At 52.4% G+C, this 17,529-nt stretch carries 14 protein-coding genes; 8 read left to right on the top strand and 6 right to left on the bottom strand.

Annotated elements, in window-relative coordinates:
• Positions 1-221 precede the first annotated feature (221 nt).
• Genes ACRQV7_RS11585 through larA form a run of 5 tightly spaced genes read right to left on the bottom strand, consistent with a single transcriptional unit; the run spans position 222 to position 6,008 of the window.
• Positions 222-1,364, bottom strand: coding sequence for an acyl-CoA dehydrogenase (locus ACRQV7_RS11585; RefSeq protein ID WP_444658264.1), 1,143 nt, complete (start codon positions 1,362-1,364; stop codon positions 222-224).
• Positions 1,365-1,395: 31 nt separating this feature from the next.
• Positions 1,396-2,400, bottom strand: a complete 1,005-nt coding sequence (locus ACRQV7_RS11580; protein ID WP_275716399.1) for an electron transfer flavoprotein subunit alpha/FixB family protein — start codon at positions 2,398-2,400, stop codon at positions 1,396-1,398.
• Positions 2,401-2,417: 17 nt separating this feature from the next.
• On the bottom strand, positions 2,418-3,224 hold the full coding sequence (locus ACRQV7_RS11575; RefSeq protein ID WP_275716401.1) for an electron transfer flavoprotein subunit beta/FixA family protein: 807 nt from the start codon (positions 3,222-3,224) through the stop codon (positions 2,418-2,420).
• Between the two features lie 32 nt (positions 3,225-3,256).
• Complete coding sequence (locus ACRQV7_RS11570) at positions 3,257-4,693, bottom strand: FAD-binding oxidoreductase (protein WP_444658263.1); 1,437 nt, start codon at positions 4,691-4,693, stop codon at positions 3,257-3,259.
• A gap of 34 nt (positions 4,694-4,727) precedes the next feature.
• A complete protein-coding gene (gene larA, locus ACRQV7_RS11565; RefSeq protein ID WP_444658262.1) occupies positions 4,728-6,008 on the bottom strand; it encodes a nickel-dependent lactate racemase in 1,281 nt (426 codons plus the stop codon).
• Positions 6,009-6,405: 397 nt separating this feature from the next.
• Between larA and ACRQV7_RS11560 the strand changes: the two genes are divergently transcribed.
• The 3 genes from ACRQV7_RS11560 (at position 6,406) to ACRQV7_RS11550 (ending at position 9,467) form a co-directional block, all read left to right on the top strand.
• Entirely contained in the window at positions 6,406-7,956 is a 1,551-nt protein-coding gene (locus ACRQV7_RS11560) for an L-lactate permease (RefSeq protein ID WP_444658261.1), read from the top strand.
• 396 nt (positions 7,957-8,352) lie between these two features.
• A complete protein-coding gene (locus ACRQV7_RS11555) occupies positions 8,353-8,832 on the top strand; it encodes a GNAT family N-acetyltransferase (RefSeq protein WP_275716409.1) in 480 nt (159 codons plus the stop codon).
• Between the two features lie 149 nt (positions 8,833-8,981).
• Positions 8,982-9,467 (top strand): GNAT family N-acetyltransferase, encoded by a 486-nt coding sequence (locus tag ACRQV7_RS11550; RefSeq protein WP_444658260.1) that lies wholly within the window; start codon positions 8,982-8,984, stop codon positions 9,465-9,467.
• 126 nt (positions 9,468-9,593) lie between these two features.
• On the opposite strand, the gene ACRQV7_RS11545 is transcribed toward ACRQV7_RS11550, so the two are convergent.
• Positions 9,594-10,613: an AraC family transcriptional regulator gene (locus ACRQV7_RS11545; RefSeq protein ID WP_444658259.1), complete on the bottom strand. Its 1,020-nt coding sequence runs from the start codon at positions 10,611-10,613 to the stop codon at positions 9,594-9,596.
• A gap of 337 nt (positions 10,614-10,950) precedes the next feature.
• Between ACRQV7_RS11545 and ACRQV7_RS11540 the strand changes: the two genes are divergently transcribed.
• The 5 genes from ACRQV7_RS11540 to pgmB all read left to right on the top strand — a co-directional run bounded on the left by ACRQV7_RS11540 (position 10,951) and on the right by pgmB (position 17,324).
• Positions 10,951-12,216, top strand: a complete 1,266-nt coding sequence (locus ACRQV7_RS11540; protein ID WP_444658258.1) for an extracellular solute-binding protein — start codon at positions 10,951-10,953, stop codon at positions 12,214-12,216.
• A 96-nt stretch (positions 12,217-12,312) separates the two neighbouring features.
• Positions 12,313-13,539: a carbohydrate ABC transporter permease gene (locus ACRQV7_RS11535; RefSeq protein ID WP_444658257.1), complete on the top strand. Its 1,227-nt coding sequence runs from the start codon at positions 12,313-12,315 to the stop codon at positions 13,537-13,539.
• 9 nt (positions 13,540-13,548) lie between these two features.
• Complete coding sequence (locus ACRQV7_RS11530; RefSeq protein WP_444658256.1) at positions 13,549-14,376, top strand: carbohydrate ABC transporter permease; 828 nt, start codon at positions 13,549-13,551, stop codon at positions 14,374-14,376.
• A gap of 2 nt (positions 14,377-14,378) precedes the next feature.
• Complete coding sequence (locus ACRQV7_RS11525) at positions 14,379-16,676, top strand: glycoside hydrolase family 65 protein (RefSeq protein WP_444658255.1); 2,298 nt, start codon at positions 14,379-14,381, stop codon at positions 16,674-16,676.
• The gene (gene pgmB, locus ACRQV7_RS11520) at positions 16,677-17,324 is read left to right on the top strand and encodes a beta-phosphoglucomutase (RefSeq protein WP_444658254.1); all 648 of its coding nucleotides are present in this window, start codon (positions 16,677-16,679) and stop codon (positions 17,322-17,324) included.
• The last annotated feature ends 205 nt before the right edge of the window (positions 17,325-17,529 follow it).

Raw genomic sequence — 17,529 nt, 5'->3', positions numbered from 1 at the left:
CCGCCAAAAATCCCTTTGATAATTTATGCAGAAAAGCGCAGAATTTATTTATTTTTAAATTTGATTTTTAGTTCCATATAACTATGTATTATAGCATTTTTGTGTGTCTTAAACAAGGGTCAACTGCAAGCCGCAGAGACAGCAAGGCCGCCGGCTGGTTTCAGCCGACGGCCTGCTGTTAGTATGGATAAACGAGTATGGATAAAAAGGAGTAAGTGAATTTATTTGACGCCCATCCAGCCCGAGATGACCATGCGCTGTACTTCGCTGGTTCCTTCGTAAATCTCGGTGATTTTTGCGTCGCGCATCATGCGCTCAAACGGATATTCACGGGTGAAGCCGTAGCCTCCGACCAGCTGCACACAGCGGCGGGTCACGTCGCTGGCGGTGTCGGCGGCAAAGAGCTTCGCCATCGCGGCAAGGTGGCTGTATGGGTCGCCGTCCTGCTTGGCCTGCGCCGCGCGGTACGTCAGCAGGCGGGCCGCGTCGACATGCGTCTGCATGTTGGCCATTTCAAACTGCGTGTTCTGGAACTGGCTGATGCGTTTGCCAAACTGGATGCGCTGGGTAATATAGGGAATGGTCTGATCGATACAGCCCTGAGCGATGCCGACAGCCTGTGCGGCAATGCCGATCCGGCCGCCGTCCAGCGTCATCATGGCAACCTTGAAGCCCTTGCCGATTTCGCCCAGAAGATTGCCCTTGGGAATGCTGCAGTCTTCAAAGACCAGCTCGCAGGTGGAGGAACCGCGGATTCCCATTTTCTTTTCATGGGAACCGATGCGGAAGCCGGGAGTGTCCTTCTCGACAATAAAGGCGGAGATGCCCTTGGTTCCCAGGCTCTTATCCGTCATTGCGAAAACAACAAAGACGGACGCAAAACCGGCGTTGGTGATGAAAATTTTCGAGCCGTTAAGAAGCCAGGAGTCGCCCTTGTCCTCGGCGACCGTGCGCTGCATGGCGGCGTCGGTTCCGGCGCCGGGCTCAGTCAGGGCAAAGGCGCCCAGTTTTTCGCCGGAGCACAGGTCCGGCAGGTACTTTTGTTTCTGCTCCTCCGTGCCGAAAGCGAAAATCGGCCAGGCGCACAGGGAGGAGTGCGCGGAAAACATGGTGCTGGTGGCCGCGCAGTGCTTTGAGATTTCCTCAACCGCGGCAATATAGGAAAGGTAGCTCAGGCCGGCTCCGCCCGCTTCTTCCGGGTAGGCCATGCCCATCATGCCCATTTCGGCCAGCTGATGCCAGGTTTGCTCGGGAAATTTCTCCTGCTCGTCAATCTCCGCAGCAATCGGAGCGACCGACTTTACGCAGAAATCATGCAGCATATCTAAGATATCCTGTTCTTCACCGGTAAATTTAAAATCCATATTGAAAGACCCCTTTTCTTGTTAATCGATCTCAGGCTTTTGCTTTTTTGATCTCGGCAGTCAACGCGGGGACGATCTCAAAAAGATTGCCCACAAAGCCGTAGTCCGCGACACCGAAAATCGGGGCGTCAAAGTCCTTGTTGATCGCCACGATGACGTCGGAGGAGCTCATGCCGGCCAGATGCTGGATAGCGCCGGAAATGCCGCAGGCAATGTACAGCTTCGGACCGACGGTTTTGCCGGTCTGGCCGACCTGATGGGAATGGGTGATCCAGCCCTCGTCCACCGCCGCGCGGGACGCGCCGACGGTAGCGCCCAGCGCGTCCGCCAGCTCGCGGAGGATAGTAAAGCCTTCCGGTCCGCCGACACCGCGGCCGCCCGAGACGATGATGTCCGCGCCTTCAAGGTCTACGATCTCGCCCGCTGCTTCGCGGATGGTTTCCAGCAGTCTGGTGCGGATCTGGTCCGCGGATACATGAAAGTCCTCGCGGAGAATCTCCGCCTTGTCCTCGCAGACGTCGGGCTTCTTAAAGACTCCCGGCCGCACCGTACCGAGCTGCGGGCGATGGTCCGGGCAAAGGATTACCGCCATCAGGTTCCCGCCGAATGCCGGTCGGGTCCAGGCGATATTGCCGCTGGCTTCGTCGATGTCCAGCGCGGTGCAGTCGGCGGTCAGGCCGGTGCCGAGGCGGCAGGACAGGCGCGGCCCGAGGTCGCGGCCGTTCGGGGTCGCGCCGATCAGCATGCTCGTAGGCGCATATTTTTCAAGCAAATGCGCCAGCGCGGCGGTGTAGGCGTCCGTGGTGTAGCGCTGAAATTCCTCGCTGTCCACCACGATCACCCGGTCCGCTCCGTGCGTGCCCGCTTCTTTTACGGCTGCATCCGTGTGGCAGCCGATGACAACGGACACCAGCTTTCCGCCCTGCTTGTCGGCCAGGCGGCGTCCGGGGTTCAGTAATTCTATTCCGACATTCTTGGCAGTGCCGTCTTCATTGGTTTCCAAAAATACCCAAAGGTCTTTGGTTTTGGCTTCCATTTCCCAATCCCTCTCTTTCAAATCACGTGCGCTTTGCTCAGCAGCTCATACAGCTTGTGAGCGGACGCTTCGGTGGTTTCTTCCTTGACCACAACGCCGGCTTCTTTGCGCGGCGGCACATAGGTGCGCTTCACTTTTGTGGGCGAACCTTTCAGGCCGGCGTGCTCCGGGTCGATGTTCGTCAGTTCAGCCGCGGTGAGCTGAGCGATCTGCGCTTTGCGTGCCGCCATCTTGCGTTTGATGGTGGGGAAACGGGGATCGAAAGAGGGTTTGGTAAAGGTGATCAGGCAGGGCGTCTGTACACCGATGACTTCCTTGCCGTCTTCCGCCTCGCGGTAGACATGAAGGCCGTCTTCCGCCGATTTTACTTCCAGCGCGTAGGTTACCTGCGGGTAGCCCAGGTGTTCCGCGATTTCCGGGCCAACCTGTGCGGTATCGCCGTCGATCGCCTGCTTGCCGCAGAAGATCGCGTCAAATTTCGCGCCTTCCAGCTCTTCGACCTTTGCGATTGCCCTGCTCAGGATATAGCTGGTGGCCAGCGTATCGGATCCGCCGAAGATGCGGTCCGTCACCAGGTAAGCGTTGTCGGCAGCAATGGCCAGACACTCCCGCAGCGCGTTCTCCGCCTGCTTCGGGCCCATGGAAAGCACCGTGATTCTGGTGTCCGGCGCGTCGTCCCTCAGGCGTGCCGCCGCTTCCAGCGCGTAGCCGTCGAATGGGTTGACGATACTTGGCACACCGTCGCGCACCAGGGTGTTGGTGACCGGATCGATCTTGATTTCATTGGTATCCGGTACCTGTTTGACACATACAAGAATGTTCATATCGTTACTCCTTTTAAATGATTCTCCTGAAACTATTCTCCCTTTCTCGTCAGGTCCATACAAACCTTGCCGGGGTTCAAAATCAGCTTCGGATCAAATACCTTTTTAATACCGCGCATCAGCTCCATGTTCACCGGGCCCATTGCGCTTTCCAGGAAATGCACCTTTCCGTAGCCGATGCCGTGCTCGCCGGAAATCTGGCCGCCGAGCTCCACCGTCTTCCGGTAGAGAGCGCTCAGGAACTGATCGACCTGCTTCTTGAATGTTTCCTCTTCCATTTCCGTGGAGCAGGTGTAGATATGCAGGTTGCCGTCGCCGGCGTGACCGAAATATTTTACCTCAAAATCATAGTTTTGCTTGATCTCATTGACATATGCGACATAGGATGCAATTTTATTCACCGGAACGACCACGTCGCACTCATCCAGCAGCTTGGTCTGCTCCTCGATACCCTCCAGGAAAGAGGAACGGGTCGCCCAGATGTCTTTCAGTTTCGGCGCCGTATCCGCCACAAGGACGTCCAGCGCGCCTTCTTCCACCAGCATTTCGGAAGCGCTCTCGACGATCGGGTCCAGCTCATCCATGGAATCGCCGTCAAAAGTAACCAGCAGATAAGCGCCGACCTCCGTGCCGTCGATCTTGCGCGGGAAGACCTGCTTGCCCAGATACTCTTCGGAGGAAATCAGGATTTCTTTCTCAAAGAACTCCAGTGCCTGCGGACGGAAATGCTTCATAAAGAATTTCGGTACGGCAGAGATGCAGACCTCCAGGTCCTCGAACGGGGCCATCAGGCTTACGGTGGCCTGCGGGGCGGGGATGAGCTTCAGGGTCAGTTCGGTGATGATGCCCAGCGTGCCTTCCGAGCCGATCATCAGGTTCGTAAGACTGTAGCCGGAACTCGTCTTGGAAACCGTGCCGCCGAACCGGGTGATTTCACTGTTCGGGAGGACCACGGTCATGGCGCGGACATAGTCGCGGGTAGCTCCGTATTTTACGGCGCGCATGCCGCCCGCGTTTGTGGCCACGTTGCCGCCCAGAGTCGCCATCTTCTCACCCGGGTCCGGGGGATACATGCAGCCGTGCTTCAGCGCGTCGTCGGCCAGCTGCTGCAGCAGGACGCCGGGCTGCACCGTGACCGCGAAGTTTTCAAGGTCGTAGGACAGAATCTTGTTCATGCGCATGGTGCAGAGCACGACTCCGCCGCAGACCGGGGTGCAGCCGCCCACCAGACCGGTGCCGGCGCCGCGGGTCGTGACCGGAATGTTGTGCTCATAGCAGATTTTCATGATGGCGGAGACTTCTTCCGTGCTCTGCACGTCGATGGTGACGTCCGGCATGCGGGTACCGTAAATGGGCATTTCGTCGCGGGAGTAGTCCGGGTTGACATCTGCGCCGGTGACCACGTGACCGGGCGCCGCTTTTTCCAGTTCGGCAAGAATTTCCTGTGTGACCGGATTATAATTTGCCATGATAAATCCTCCTGATAAAATATTTTTATAGCTGTTAAGCCGATTCTCTCACCATAACGGAGATGCCGTTGGGGATCACGACCAGATGGGCGTCCGCGCCTTTGATGTCCCTTGCTTCCTTCAAAGCGGTATCCACATCCGGGGCCCACGCGATCTTCATGTCTTCAATGGTCTTCCGCTGTTCGGGTTCCGTGACATAGATGACATGGTGCTTGCACAGCACGCGGCAAAGGATCTGGAATTCCCACTGGTCGGGCCGGGTCCGGTCCTGCGGGGTGGCGAGAATCTGTTCCGCCAGCTTCTCCGGGGAAACGCAGTCGCGCAGCGCACGGTAAAAGCTTTCTCCGCCGTGTCCGTCGCTGCAGGAGCTGACCATGATCAGCACGGCGTCCGCCGCCGCCGCGGCTTCCGCCGCGGTAAGGCCTTTTACGCTTTGGTAAATATTCTGGTCCAGCGGGTAGCCTCCGTTGCTGGAAATCACGATATCGCCGCGTTTTTCCGGCTGTACCTGACAGTATTTCAGCAGCAGGTCGCAGCCCCGGCGGTGAGCGGTGACGGCGTCCCCGGCAAAGGCGGCAACCACATGCTTATCTTCGTCAATAATGACGTTTACTATGTATGCAAGATGCGCCATTTTTGCCGCGGCGAGCATATCCTTGTGCAGCGGGTTGCCGTCCAGGACGCCGGTGCGCGCATAAGGCGAAGCGATAAATTCGGAGCAATGGTTGCCAAGCACCGTCACCTGATCGCAGACACCCGGCAGCACGCTCTTGCGCCCACCGGAAAAGCCGGCGAAGAAATGCGGTTCGATAAAGCCCTCGGCGACGAGCAAATCCGTTTGTGCCGCTATTTTGTCGATCACGCAAGCCGCTCCGGAAGGAAGCACGCCAATCTGCACATTGCCCGACGCGTCCCGGCTGTCATGGATTACGATCTTTTCCCGCTCCACGATATCCCGGCCGAGCTTCGCCACCAGCTCTTCCTTGCCGGTCGGACGGTGAAAGCCGGTAGCCACCAGCAGCGTCACATCGATGTCCGGGCTGCCTTCGCGCAGTTCGGCCAGCATGGCGGGAAGAATGTGTTTGCTCGGGACCGGACGCGTGTGGTCGCTGATAATGATCGTGCAGGTCTTTTTGCCGGCAGCCAGCTCCCGCAGGCGGGGGGAATCGATCGGATTGGCCATGGCGGCCAGTACCAAACCGTCCTCCGTGTCGGCGGCTTTGAGTTCTTCCACATGGGATTCCAGAATTTCCGCATCGCTGAGATCCGCGTGCAGCGGCATCCCGGATTTGCCAAAGGGAATCATGATGGACATGAAAACGCCTCCATTCTGATTTTACACCAACCGTTTACAGATGCAAGCGGCAAAAAACCACCCTAAAATTGGTAGCTCCACTTATTTATGCTATCATCTTACCACATTTTATTTTTAATACAATGCCAAATCGAGTGATTCTATTTTTCTGACAAAATTGAAGTTTGATATTCGTCAAATATACCAAAATGTAATTTTGGATATAACTTCATATGGACTTTATGCTGATTTGAGGATATAATGTGTCCAGTATAGAAATATTCATTTCCGAGAGGATTCTTTTTTGCTGCCGTTCGTTTTCATATATCGCCGGAATGTTTGTCGAAACTGGTAGAACCAAAAGCAGGTAAACTGTGACTATTGCAGCCACTGAAATAAATAGGGGAGGTCTCTTATTATGCTTCAGTCCTATCTTGCTCTGGTACCGATCGTCTGGCTGATTATCGCGCTTACTTATCTGAAGATGCCCGGCCACAAGGCGTGCCTCAGTGCGCTGGCCGTTGCCGCGGTCCTGGCGCTGACGCTTTGGCGCATGCCGGCGGTGGATTGCGCCACCTCCGCCCTGGAAGGTTTCGCCACCGCGCTGTGGCCGATCATTCTGGTCATCATCGCAGCTATTTTTACTTATAATCTTTCTTTAAAAACCGGCGCGATGGACATCATTAAGCGGATGCTCACAGGCGTTTCCGCCGATAAGCGCCTTCTGATCCTGTTGGTGGGGTGGTGCTTCGGCGGATTTCTGGAGGGCATGGCCGGCTTTGGCACGGCAATCGCCATCCCGGCCAGCATGCTGGCCGGGATGGGCATGAATCCGATTGAGGCATGTGTGGTCTGCATGATCGCCAACGCCTTTCCCACAGCGTTCGGTTCCGTCGGCATCCCTACCGTTACCCTGCAGGCAGTGACCGGGCTGGATGCGCTGCCGCTGGCTTTTACGACGGTGTTTCAGATGGTGCCGTTTATGATTCTGGTTCCGTTCCTGATGGTCATCGCGGGCGGGGGCGGCGTCAAAGCGCTGAAGGGCGTTGTGGGCATCACGCTGGTGTCCGGCCTGTCCTTCGTCCTGCCGGAGCTGGTTGTTTCCAGGTTCCTCGGGCCGGAACTGACCGTCATCGTCGGCTGTGTCGTCTCGCTGGCCTGTACCTTCCTGATGGTCAGGGCACGGAAAAATAAGCCGGTTCCCAAGGAGTACGATATGAGTGCGGGGATTGCCGGAACGGCGCAAAAGCAGGACGAACCGGCAATGCCGCTCGCGGTGGCCGGCCTGCCGTTTATTCTTATTTTCGTGCTTCTTCTTCTGACCTCCAAGCTGGTTCCGTCGGTCAACGGTTTCCTTTCTATTTTCAAGTCCACCGTAAAGATCAGCACGGCCTCCAGCGCCGGTCCTGTTTCTTTCAGCTGGATCAATACGCCCGGCATCATCATTTTCGTTGCCACGGTGATCGGCAGCCTCGTGCAAAAGGCCAGCGGCAGGATGATGTGGCAGGCGCTGACCGGCACGGTGAAGCAGATGTCCAAAACGATCATTACCATCATGTCCGTGCTTGCCGTTGCCAAGATTATGACATATTCCGGGATGATCGCCGATATGGCGCACCTCTTTGTCGTTCTTACCGGCCGCTACTATCCGTTTGTGGCGCCGATCATTGCCGCGATCGGTGCGTTTGTCACCGGCAGCGGCACCAACACCGAGGTGCTGCTGGGTACCTTGCAGACGGCTGCCGCACAGCAGATCGGTGTTTCCAAGTACTGGCTCGCCGCGGCGAATTCTCTGGGCGCCGGCGTTGGCAAAATCATGTCTCCCCAGTGCGTTGCCACTGCGGTCGCGGCTGTCGGCCTCGTCGGTCAGGACAGCAAAGCGCTGCGTGCGGTCCTCAAGTGGGCGCTCATTATGCTTGCGATTACCTGTGTGGTAGTCGGCTTCGGCGTTCCTCTTTCTCCTGCCTGAGCACTGCTGACGGATTCCGGGTGTTTTTGGATACAGTCCGGACATAATTTCAGCACATCAGAATTCCTAATTACAAACAAGGCTTGGCATGCGTTGTCATATATCTCCTTCCAGCGAACAAAGGAGCCCTTCTTCCGCCGATGTTTCAGCGGAAGAAGGGCTTCCCGCTGTTCTACGGGACACACGAAACGATGATATTGCCTTTTCAGTTGTGGCTATAGAATAGTTTGTTGTTTCTATTCGGTATTTGCAGTATAATAAACCGGATGATGTCAGATAGAACCTTTACGGTATGGCGGTAATCATTTTCTTTGCTAATAAGCATAGCGGGACGTCTCATCTTTCTTTTAAACTGCACATTATGTTTATTTTTATAATTAGGAGAAAAAATCTAAAATGGATACAGAATTAAATTTCCGTTTTGCAGACGAAGGGGATATATCAAAGATTTTATACTTCATAAAGGAACTTGCAGCATATGAGAAGATGGCAGATGAAGTAGTTGCCACGGAAGAATTGATAAAGGAGTGGTTGTTCGAGAAGAAAAAGGCAGAAGTGATTTTTGCTGTTCAAAACGGAGTAGAAGTAGGATTTGCATTGTTTTTTCACAACTTTTCCACCTTCCTTGGCCGTGCCGGAATCTATCTCGAAGATTTATATGTTCTTCCAGAGTGCAGAGATAAGGGCTATGGGAAGGCATTATTAAAGCAACTCGCGAAGATAGCGGTTGAGCGCGGATGTGGGCGGCTGGAATGGTGGTGCCTTGATTGGAATAAGCCAAGCATAGATTTCTATCTTTCTCTTGGTGCTGAACCCATGAGTGATTGGACAGTTTATCGAATTGCAGGAATGACCCTTAAAGAACTGGCTGAATAATTTTGGCGTGGTACTGAGGTACTATTCTGCGGGAATTATCAACTTCGCGTGATGTTTATTAAGTGCACTTAGAGCATTCTTCCGGCTCATATAAGACTGCTTATAATAGAGGAATATATTAGACAAATGCCGAATTCAGGAGAAATACAATGATCTATAAAGTTGAAAAAGTCCCTGTGGAGGAAAAGGAAAATGCGCTTGAAATTTATGAATCTCTAAAAGGCAGTTATGGTTGTACATGGGACGTTCATTATCCGGTTATGGAAGATGTTTCCAGGGATATTCAGAGCGGTTCCCTGTATGGTGTTTTTAAAGATCGGGAATTGATTGCCGTAGCCGCCGCGGGGAAAGATGATGAATTAGCGCATTTATCCTGTTGGGATCGCTCTCTGCAAAACGCGTGCGATCTGGCACGTGTTGCGGTAAGGGCGGATTATCAAAATCAGGGAATTGCGAAAATGTTGATTACAGGTATCGAAAAAAACGGAATGGAAAGAGAATTCGACGGCATTCATTTAATAGTCGGTAAAACGAACCCTTATGCGATAAGGCTCTATGATTCGTTAGGTTACCTATGCTGTGGGGAAACTTCCATGTACGGCAATGAATGGCTCTGCTACCAAAAGAAATTATGACGGAGCCGGGCGGGATGGAATAAACTCCAATCCTCCGCCGGAGCACCGGACCGAAACAGCTCCATGGCCGAAAGGCCATGGAGCTGTTTTTATGCCGGACGTCCATGCTTCCCTGAATTTTACACATCAGCAGGACGGGCGGGCGCTTTTGCGGTACTCATTCGGGGAGATGAAAAGATGCTGCTTAAAGACAGCACAATAGTAGCTTTGATTGCAGAAATGATAAAAGCTCGCGATATCTGCGATTTCATAGTCTGTGTAAGCGATGAAATAGGTTGATTCCTCAATCCTCCGCCGTGCGATAAAATCGGTAAGCGAGCATCCGACCTCTTTTTTGAAGATACTGCTCAGATAATTCGGATGCACATACGCGTGTTTCGCAATATCGGCCAAACTCAGTTTTTGAGTCAGATTGTTGTTAATATACTGCAGCGCGGAAAAGATGGGGCGCGAATATTTTGCCGAGGTTTTATCCTTTGCCAGCTTGATAAACTCTTTCAACATTTCCTGCTCAAAGTTGCGCACTTCGGAAATGCCGGTCATCTTTTCGATCTGTTGAATAAAAGTGTCGCTGTAGGTAAAAGCGATATCCGGGAACACCCCTGCTTCGATCACCGCGCGCGTGAAAAAGGAGCAGGAACAGATGATCGAGTTCTTGAGGGAGCGCAGCGGATCCTTTGCCAAAACCGCGCGGCTGAGCAGGTTGATTTCCATCAGTGTGTTCAGCGCGCCGTCCGTATCGTAAATCTTGATTTGGTTGACGATCTTTTTTTCTAAAAAAAACGGTGGATGCGAAAACATCTTTTCCTGATTTTTATGGGTATTCTGAAAGTATTCCTGAATAAATCCGACTTCCTTGCCGATCGGGCGGGAATCCGGCGTCCTGTTCATGTTTCTGGCGTTGAAAAGCGATGCGATCAGTTTTCCGCAATAATAATATGTCTGGGGAGTAATTTCGTTTATGCCGTGATAATAGGACTCCAGCTTCTGCTTCCATTTAATCGGGATTTTTTCATTTTGGATCATGTTTACGATCATACCGTCCCGTACCGGCTCTGTCAGAAAAGGCCCGGCCGCTACGACATAAGTATCGTCGAATACATATACAATGAAAAGCTCGCCAAACTCACTGGAAAGATATTGCACGGTATTGTATTCATGGGGACTGTATTGGGTATGTAAGCCTGATTCCCCTGTAATGATTTGCCCGGCTGTCACCAGAATTTCGGGAAAGGATTGCTCGATTCGATCATTTTTTAATATACTGACAGGAAGCTGTGTTGCATAATAAAAAACCTTCACTTGCTCAGATAAATCAAATTCGAGCATAATTTACACCTGTTTAAATTTATTTTAGATATATTTTTATATCTTATTAAGATTATAACACTAATCTTAATATTTTGAAATACTGATTTCCTTTTTTACGTTATGATAAGATCATTCTTAATGGGCGTACAAAACCAAATTTAGGAGGATTGCAATGATGAAAAAGATAATAGCGGCATTTTTGGCAATTGCCATGGCAGCCGGCATGACCGCCTGCGGGAGCCAGCCGGCAAGCTCCTCAAAACCGGCCGATACAGAGAGCCGGGCCGCCGAATCCCAAACAGAGGCGGCAAATGGACGCGTCACCTTGAAGTTCGGCGCGCAGGCGGATTCCACCCCCGCCACACAGGCTGTTGTAGATGCATTTAACTCGTCGCAGACAAAGTATCAAGTGGAGTGGGAACAGTTCACAAACGATTCCGCGCAAATGCACGACCAGCTTTTAACTTCCCTTTCCTCCGGTTCCTCCGATTACGACGTCATTTCACTGGATGTCGTGTGGGCCGGCGAATTTGCCGCGGCAGGGTACCTTTCGCCGCTGGATGTCAAGATGAGCGAGGCGGGCTACAAAAAGACGGATTTTAACAAAGGCTCCATGGATTCCGGCAATTACCAGGGCAAGCAGTACACTCTGCCGTTTTTCCCCGATGTTGCCATGCTGTATTACCGTTCCGACATCGTCTCGAAAGAAGACGGTGAGAAACTCGTCGGCGGCAGCTATACATATGACGATCTTTATCAAATGGCGGCAAAATACAAGGGCCAGAAGGGCGCTGTCGACGGTTACGCGTTTCAGGCGAAGCAGTACGAGGGCCTGACCTGCAACGCGAATGAATTTACCGCGAACTTCAAAGATATTAAGGGCGGGCTCCAGATGATGAATAAATTCATTGCTTCCAAGGTTGCGCCCAGCGACGTTCTGAACTACAACGAAGGCTCGACCGACGCCAGCTTTAAAGACGGCAAGAGCGTATTTTCCCGCAACTGGCCGTATCAGTACGGTTTGATCAAAGCCGGGGACGTGGCTGTCAAAACGGAACAGGTCGGGATTGCGCCGCTGCCGGAGGGCGGCTGCGTAGGCGGCTGGCTGCTCGGTATGAACGCGAAATCCAAGAATGCGGACGGCGCATGGGAATTCATCAAGTACCTCGCGGGGCCCGACGGGCAGAAAATCATGTCGACAAAGGGTTCTTATCTTCCGGGCTACAACGCGGTGCTCAAGGATGAGGAAGTCATCAAGGCAAATCCGCTGCTTACCATGGAAGGTTTTCAGAAGGCGCTGAACACGACTATCGCAAGACCGGTTTCCGCCCAGTACTCCAAGACAAGCGACACAATTCAGATTCAGATTCATAAGTATCTTTCCGGAAGTCAGGATGTCGACACCACCGAAAAGGCTGTGCAGGACGCATTGAAATAAATTTGGTAGGCGTGCACCAAAACTGATGCACGCCTTTTTTGTATTACCGGCACAGTCGGGCATGATTCCGAATTTCTGAGATTGTGAGGCTTATCTATGAAAAAGAAGATGACATTCAAGGAATTCTTATTTATCGTACCGCTGTTGGTTATCATTGCCGTATTTTCAATCTGGCCGATTTTAACCTCCTTTTCGTACACTTTTTTTGATTATCGGCTCAATAACGCGCAAAAGTCGAAGCTTAGCTTCAGCGGCAGCTTTTCAGCCGATAATTTTAAGGAGAACAGCGAGTATATCAAGATTTTTTTGAATGATGACGCAGCCGTGGCGGCAAAGGACGAGGCGGCCGCAAAAGATTTTGCAGCGGCGCTTTCCGACACGGAGGCTTATACAAAACAATTTTCCCCCCTGCAAAGCGGAAAAATCTCCGCCCGGCAAAGCAATGATTTTACCGCTGCAACCGCCGGGCTGCAGGCAGAGGTAGAGGCGCTGTATCAAAACCACCCCAATGCAGAGTACGCCAACACGGAATCCCTTCCGAAAATTTTTGAAGAAATAAACAAGGCGATCGCCCCCTCGAATTTCATCGGACTGCAGGGATATCAGAAAATTTTCAGCGACGGCAGGCTGTTTGCCGCGCTTGGACATACGGTGTATTTTACGCTGATCTCCGTTTCCATTGAATTTATTCTCGGGCTGGGACTTGCGCTCGTTATGAACCGGGCGATCCGGGGAATCGGGATCATCCGGGCAAACGCGCTGATCCCATGGGCAATTCCGACTGCGGTTTCCGCGCTGATCTGGAGCTATTTGTACGATGGGTCCAACGGCATTATTTCTCATATTTTTGCCGAAACAGGGCTCCTGTCCGAACCGGGAGCGATGCTGCTGACAGGCCCCGGGGCCATGTCGGCCGCCATTCTTACGGATGTCTGGAAAACGACGCCCTATATGGCGCTGCTGCTGCTGGCAGGCCTGCAGGTGATCGATAAAGGACTGTATGAAAGCAGCGCCATCGACGGCGCCAACCGGGTACAGACTTTCTTCAAAATTACGCTTCCGCTGCTAAAGCCTTCCATTCTCGTAGCGGTTTTGTTCCGCATGCTGGATGCTTTCCGCGTGTATGACCTGATCGCCGTTTTGACCGGCGGCGGCCCCGGCGGTTCCACGGAAACGCTTTCCGTTTACGCTTACAAGACGATGTTCTCCCAGACGAATTTCGGATACGGCGCCGTAGTCGTGATGTTTATGTTCGTCTGTGTGCTGATGATCGCGGCTTTGTTCGTTAAGGTGCTGGGCGCCAATATCTTGTCTTCGGATTAGGAGGGACGCATGATGAAAAAAGCAGAAAATAGTATCTTCTATTTGGTGACGGCCGTTTTCCTGGCGATTATCCTGTTTCCGTTTTTCTGGATCCTGATCACCTCTTTCAAACCCTCCAATGAAATTTTCGGCGCCGGAGCGTTCCGCGTGCTGAGCGATCATTCCACCCTGCGCAATTACGGCGCGGTGCTGACGGGAAAGAACATCCTGAGCTCCGTAAAAAACAGCCTGGTCGTTTCAGCCACCACCACGCTCTATGTGATTGTTGTGTCAACCATGGCCGCCTATGCGATTTCCCGCTTCCATTTCCGTTTTAAAAATATCCTGCTGGGTCTGATCCTCGTGATCTCGATGTTTCCGCAGATGATCGTTGTCGGCCCGGTTTTTAACCTGTTTACCTCTTTGCACTGGACAAATTCCTATTTTATCGTCCTTCCCTACTCGACCATTACCATTCCGATGGCGGTCTGGATCATGGTCGCCCATTTTGGGAAAATCCCGCTGTCCATCGAGGAATCGGCGAGAATCGACGGCGCGTCCGCATTCCGCACGCTGTGGAGCGTGGTGTTCCCGCTGGCGGCCCCAGGCGTGTTTACAACTGCCATTATTACCTTTATCGCCGCGTGGAACGAATATTTGCTGACGGCGACTTTGAATACGGAAATCTCCATGCAGACGGTGCCTGTCGCCATTTCTTTTTTGCGGACACAGTTCCAGATCCTCTGGGGCGAGGTTGCGGCGGCGACGGTGATTGTGACGATCCCCACAATGATGATTGTACTGATTTTTCAAAAGAGAATTGTTTCCGGTCTCGTTTCCGGGGCAGTGAAGGAGTAACTATGGATGAAAGTAACTATGTCTATGAAGTCAGTGATTTTAGTCTTAAAAATGATGAGCTGATGCTGTACGAAACGCTTTTTCATAATGCAAACGGTTACCTTGGCGTCCGTTCCAATTTTGAAGAAGGGTATCCCATCGACTTCCAGTCGATCCGGGGCGAGTACATCAACGGCTTTTATGATTTTGTTGAAATGAAGCAGGCGGAAAGTCTTTGCGGCCTTACCGAAGAAAAGCAGACCATGCTGAATGTAGCCGATACGCAGGGGATCAAACTGTATCTGGGGGACGAGGAATTCAGCATGTTTACGGGCAAGGTCCTGAAAAGTTCCCGGGTGCTGGATATGGAAAAGGGCGTGACCCGGCGCAGTGTGGTATGGCGTTCCCCCGGCGGGAAGGAGGCCGAAATCACGATCGTGAGAATGGCTTCCTTCGTGATGCTTCCGCTTTTCACGATAGAATACCGTGTAAAGGCACTGAATTTCAGCGGGACACTGCGCTTTCAATCCACCCATATCGGCAGCGTTCTGAACTATTGCGATCCCAGTGATCCCCGTGTGGCAAACGAGACCTTCCAGCATCTTCTTTCCGCGAAAGCGGAGTTTGTGGACAATGACTCCGTGATTTCCTCCCGCACCTCAAAATCCTCGCTGGAGGCAGCCAGTGCGGTGAAAAATCTGCTGTCGAAGCCGGCCAAAGAAGAACGTTTGAAAAGAGACAGCACCGCTGCACAAAAGTTTACGGCGGAGGCGGAAGCCGGCGAAACCGTCACGCTGACCAAATATACGGTTTTGTGCGACTCCATCCGGTACCCGGATTGCCGCGCGGCCGCGCTGGAACATCTGGAACGGGCCTGCTCGGTCCCGCTTGCGCACTGGTACCGGATGCAGGAACAATATCTGAAGAAGTATTGGGAAAGCTGCGCCGTCCATGTAAAAGGCAATGACGAGCTGAGCAACGCGATCACCTATAACCTGTATCAGCTCATTCAGTCCGTCGGCAAAGACCCCCACAGCAATATCGCCGCGAAGGGGCTTTCCGGCGAGGGCTACGAGGGACATTATTTCTGGGATACCGAAATGTACATTCAGCCTTATTTTCTGCTTACCCAGCCACAGATTGCGAAAAATCTGATCGAATACCGTTACACCACCTTGGACGCAGCAAGGGAAAACGCGCGTATTCTGGGGCATAAAAACGGCGCTCTGTTTCCGTGGCGCACCATTATGGGCAAAGAATGTTCCGGATATTTTCCCTCCGGCAGCGCCCAGTATCATATCAACGGCGATATCGCCTATTCCGTCATCAACTATTATCTTTTGACAAAGGATATTGAGTTTATCGCCCGATGCGGGGCGGAGATTGTTTTTGAGACCGCGCGGCTCTGGCTGGACGTGGGGAACGACTGCGGCGGAAAATTCCTCATCAACAGCGTGACCGGACCGGACGAATATACCTGCCTTGTCAACAACAACTATTACACCAATGTTTTGGCACAGCACAATTTAAACTGGGCGGTCAAATTTTATGAATTGCTGAAGACGAAAGAACTTCTGACGCCCGTCAGGGAGAAGATCGGCCTGAAGGAAGCGGAAATTTCCGGTTTTAAACATGCGGCGGAGAGCATGTATCTGCCCTATGATAAAAGAATGGATATCAATCCGCAGGATGACTCGTTTCTTTCAAAAGCGGTATGGGATTTAAAAAAGACGCCGCGGCAGGATTTTCCGCTGCTGCTTCATTATCATCCGCTCTACCTTTACCGCCATCAGGTATGCAAGCAGGCGGATACGGTGCTGGCGCATTTCGTTCTGGAGGACGCACAGACGCTGGCCACGATGAGGCATTCCTTCAATTACTACGAGCGGGTTACGACGCATGATTCCTCGCTTTCCACCTGTATTTTCAGCATCATGGCATCCCGGTTGGGAATGCCGGAAAAAGCATACGATTATTTCGGAAAATCCTCTGAGCTCGATTTGTTCAATACCCATAAAAATACAAAAGACGGAATCCATACCGCAAATATGGGAGGCACCTACATGGCGATCGTATATGGATTCGGCGGACTGCGCATTAAGGAGGACGGACTGCACCTTGCTCCGGCTCTGCCCAAGCAATGGGAGGAATACGATTTTAAGATACACGACGAAGACAGCCTGATTCAGGTTTTGGTAAATCGGCGGGGATGTGAAATTTCGCTGCTGAGCGGTACGGAAAAAATGATTTTTATCTATGGCAGAAATTATCTGCTGCGGGACAGGCTGCAGCTTTCGCTGAAAGAATGGGGGAAGGTGTAAGTGAGCTTTCGCTGCGCGATTTTCGACCTCGACGGCGTATTGGTCGACACTGCGAAATATCACTATCTCGCGTGGAAAGAACTGGCCGATCAGCTCGGATTTGAATTTTCACCGGAACAGAACGAACAGCTGAAAGGCGTGTCGCGCATGACGTCGTGTAATCTTCTGTTGAAAACCGGCGGGATGCAGGACCGCTTTTCCGACGGGGAGAAAGAGCGGATGGCGGCAGGGAAAAACGCCAGATACGTGGAATATATTTCCGGCATGGATCAGTCCGAGCTTTTGGACGGCGCGCCGGAGCTTTTACAAGAACTGAGAAGGAGAGGCGTGAAAATCGCGCTTGGGTCCGCCAGCAGGAACGCTCCTCTCATTCTGAAGAATGTCGGGATCGCTTCCCTGTTTGATGCGGTCGTCGACGGCAATCGCATTTCCGCCGCGAAACCGAATCCGGAGGTGTTTACACTGGGTGCGGACTGCCTTCATATTCCCTACCCGGCTTGCCTGGTATTCGAGGACTCCGAAGCCGGCCTTCAAGCGGCAAAACGTGCCGGTATGTATGCGGTCGGCATCGGGGACAGGAAACACCTTCCGTCTGCGGATGTCATATACCCCGGTATAAAAGAATTTGAAATAGACAAATACTTTTAAATATCGGATCAGGGCTGCGTATCGTCCGGCGGCCATGGGAACAAATCCGGGCAATAAAGCAGTCAGTGAAGCCGTAAATCCAATGAATGAAGGATTTGCGGCTCTTATTCTGCCTGAATTCACTTTGTATGTTATCCTGTGCGTGTAGTGTTTACAGCATTCCAGTTGATCTGCAACAGGGCTGCGTTCCTCACCCGCCGAAGGC

This window comes from Caproiciproducens lactatisolvens, assembly GCF_052443335.1.
Lineage (GTDB): Bacteria > Bacillota > Clostridia > Oscillospirales > Acutalibacteraceae > Caproiciproducens.
The sequence above is the reverse complement of the archived record's forward strand: the minus strand, read 5'-3'. Positions and strand labels throughout refer to the sequence as shown.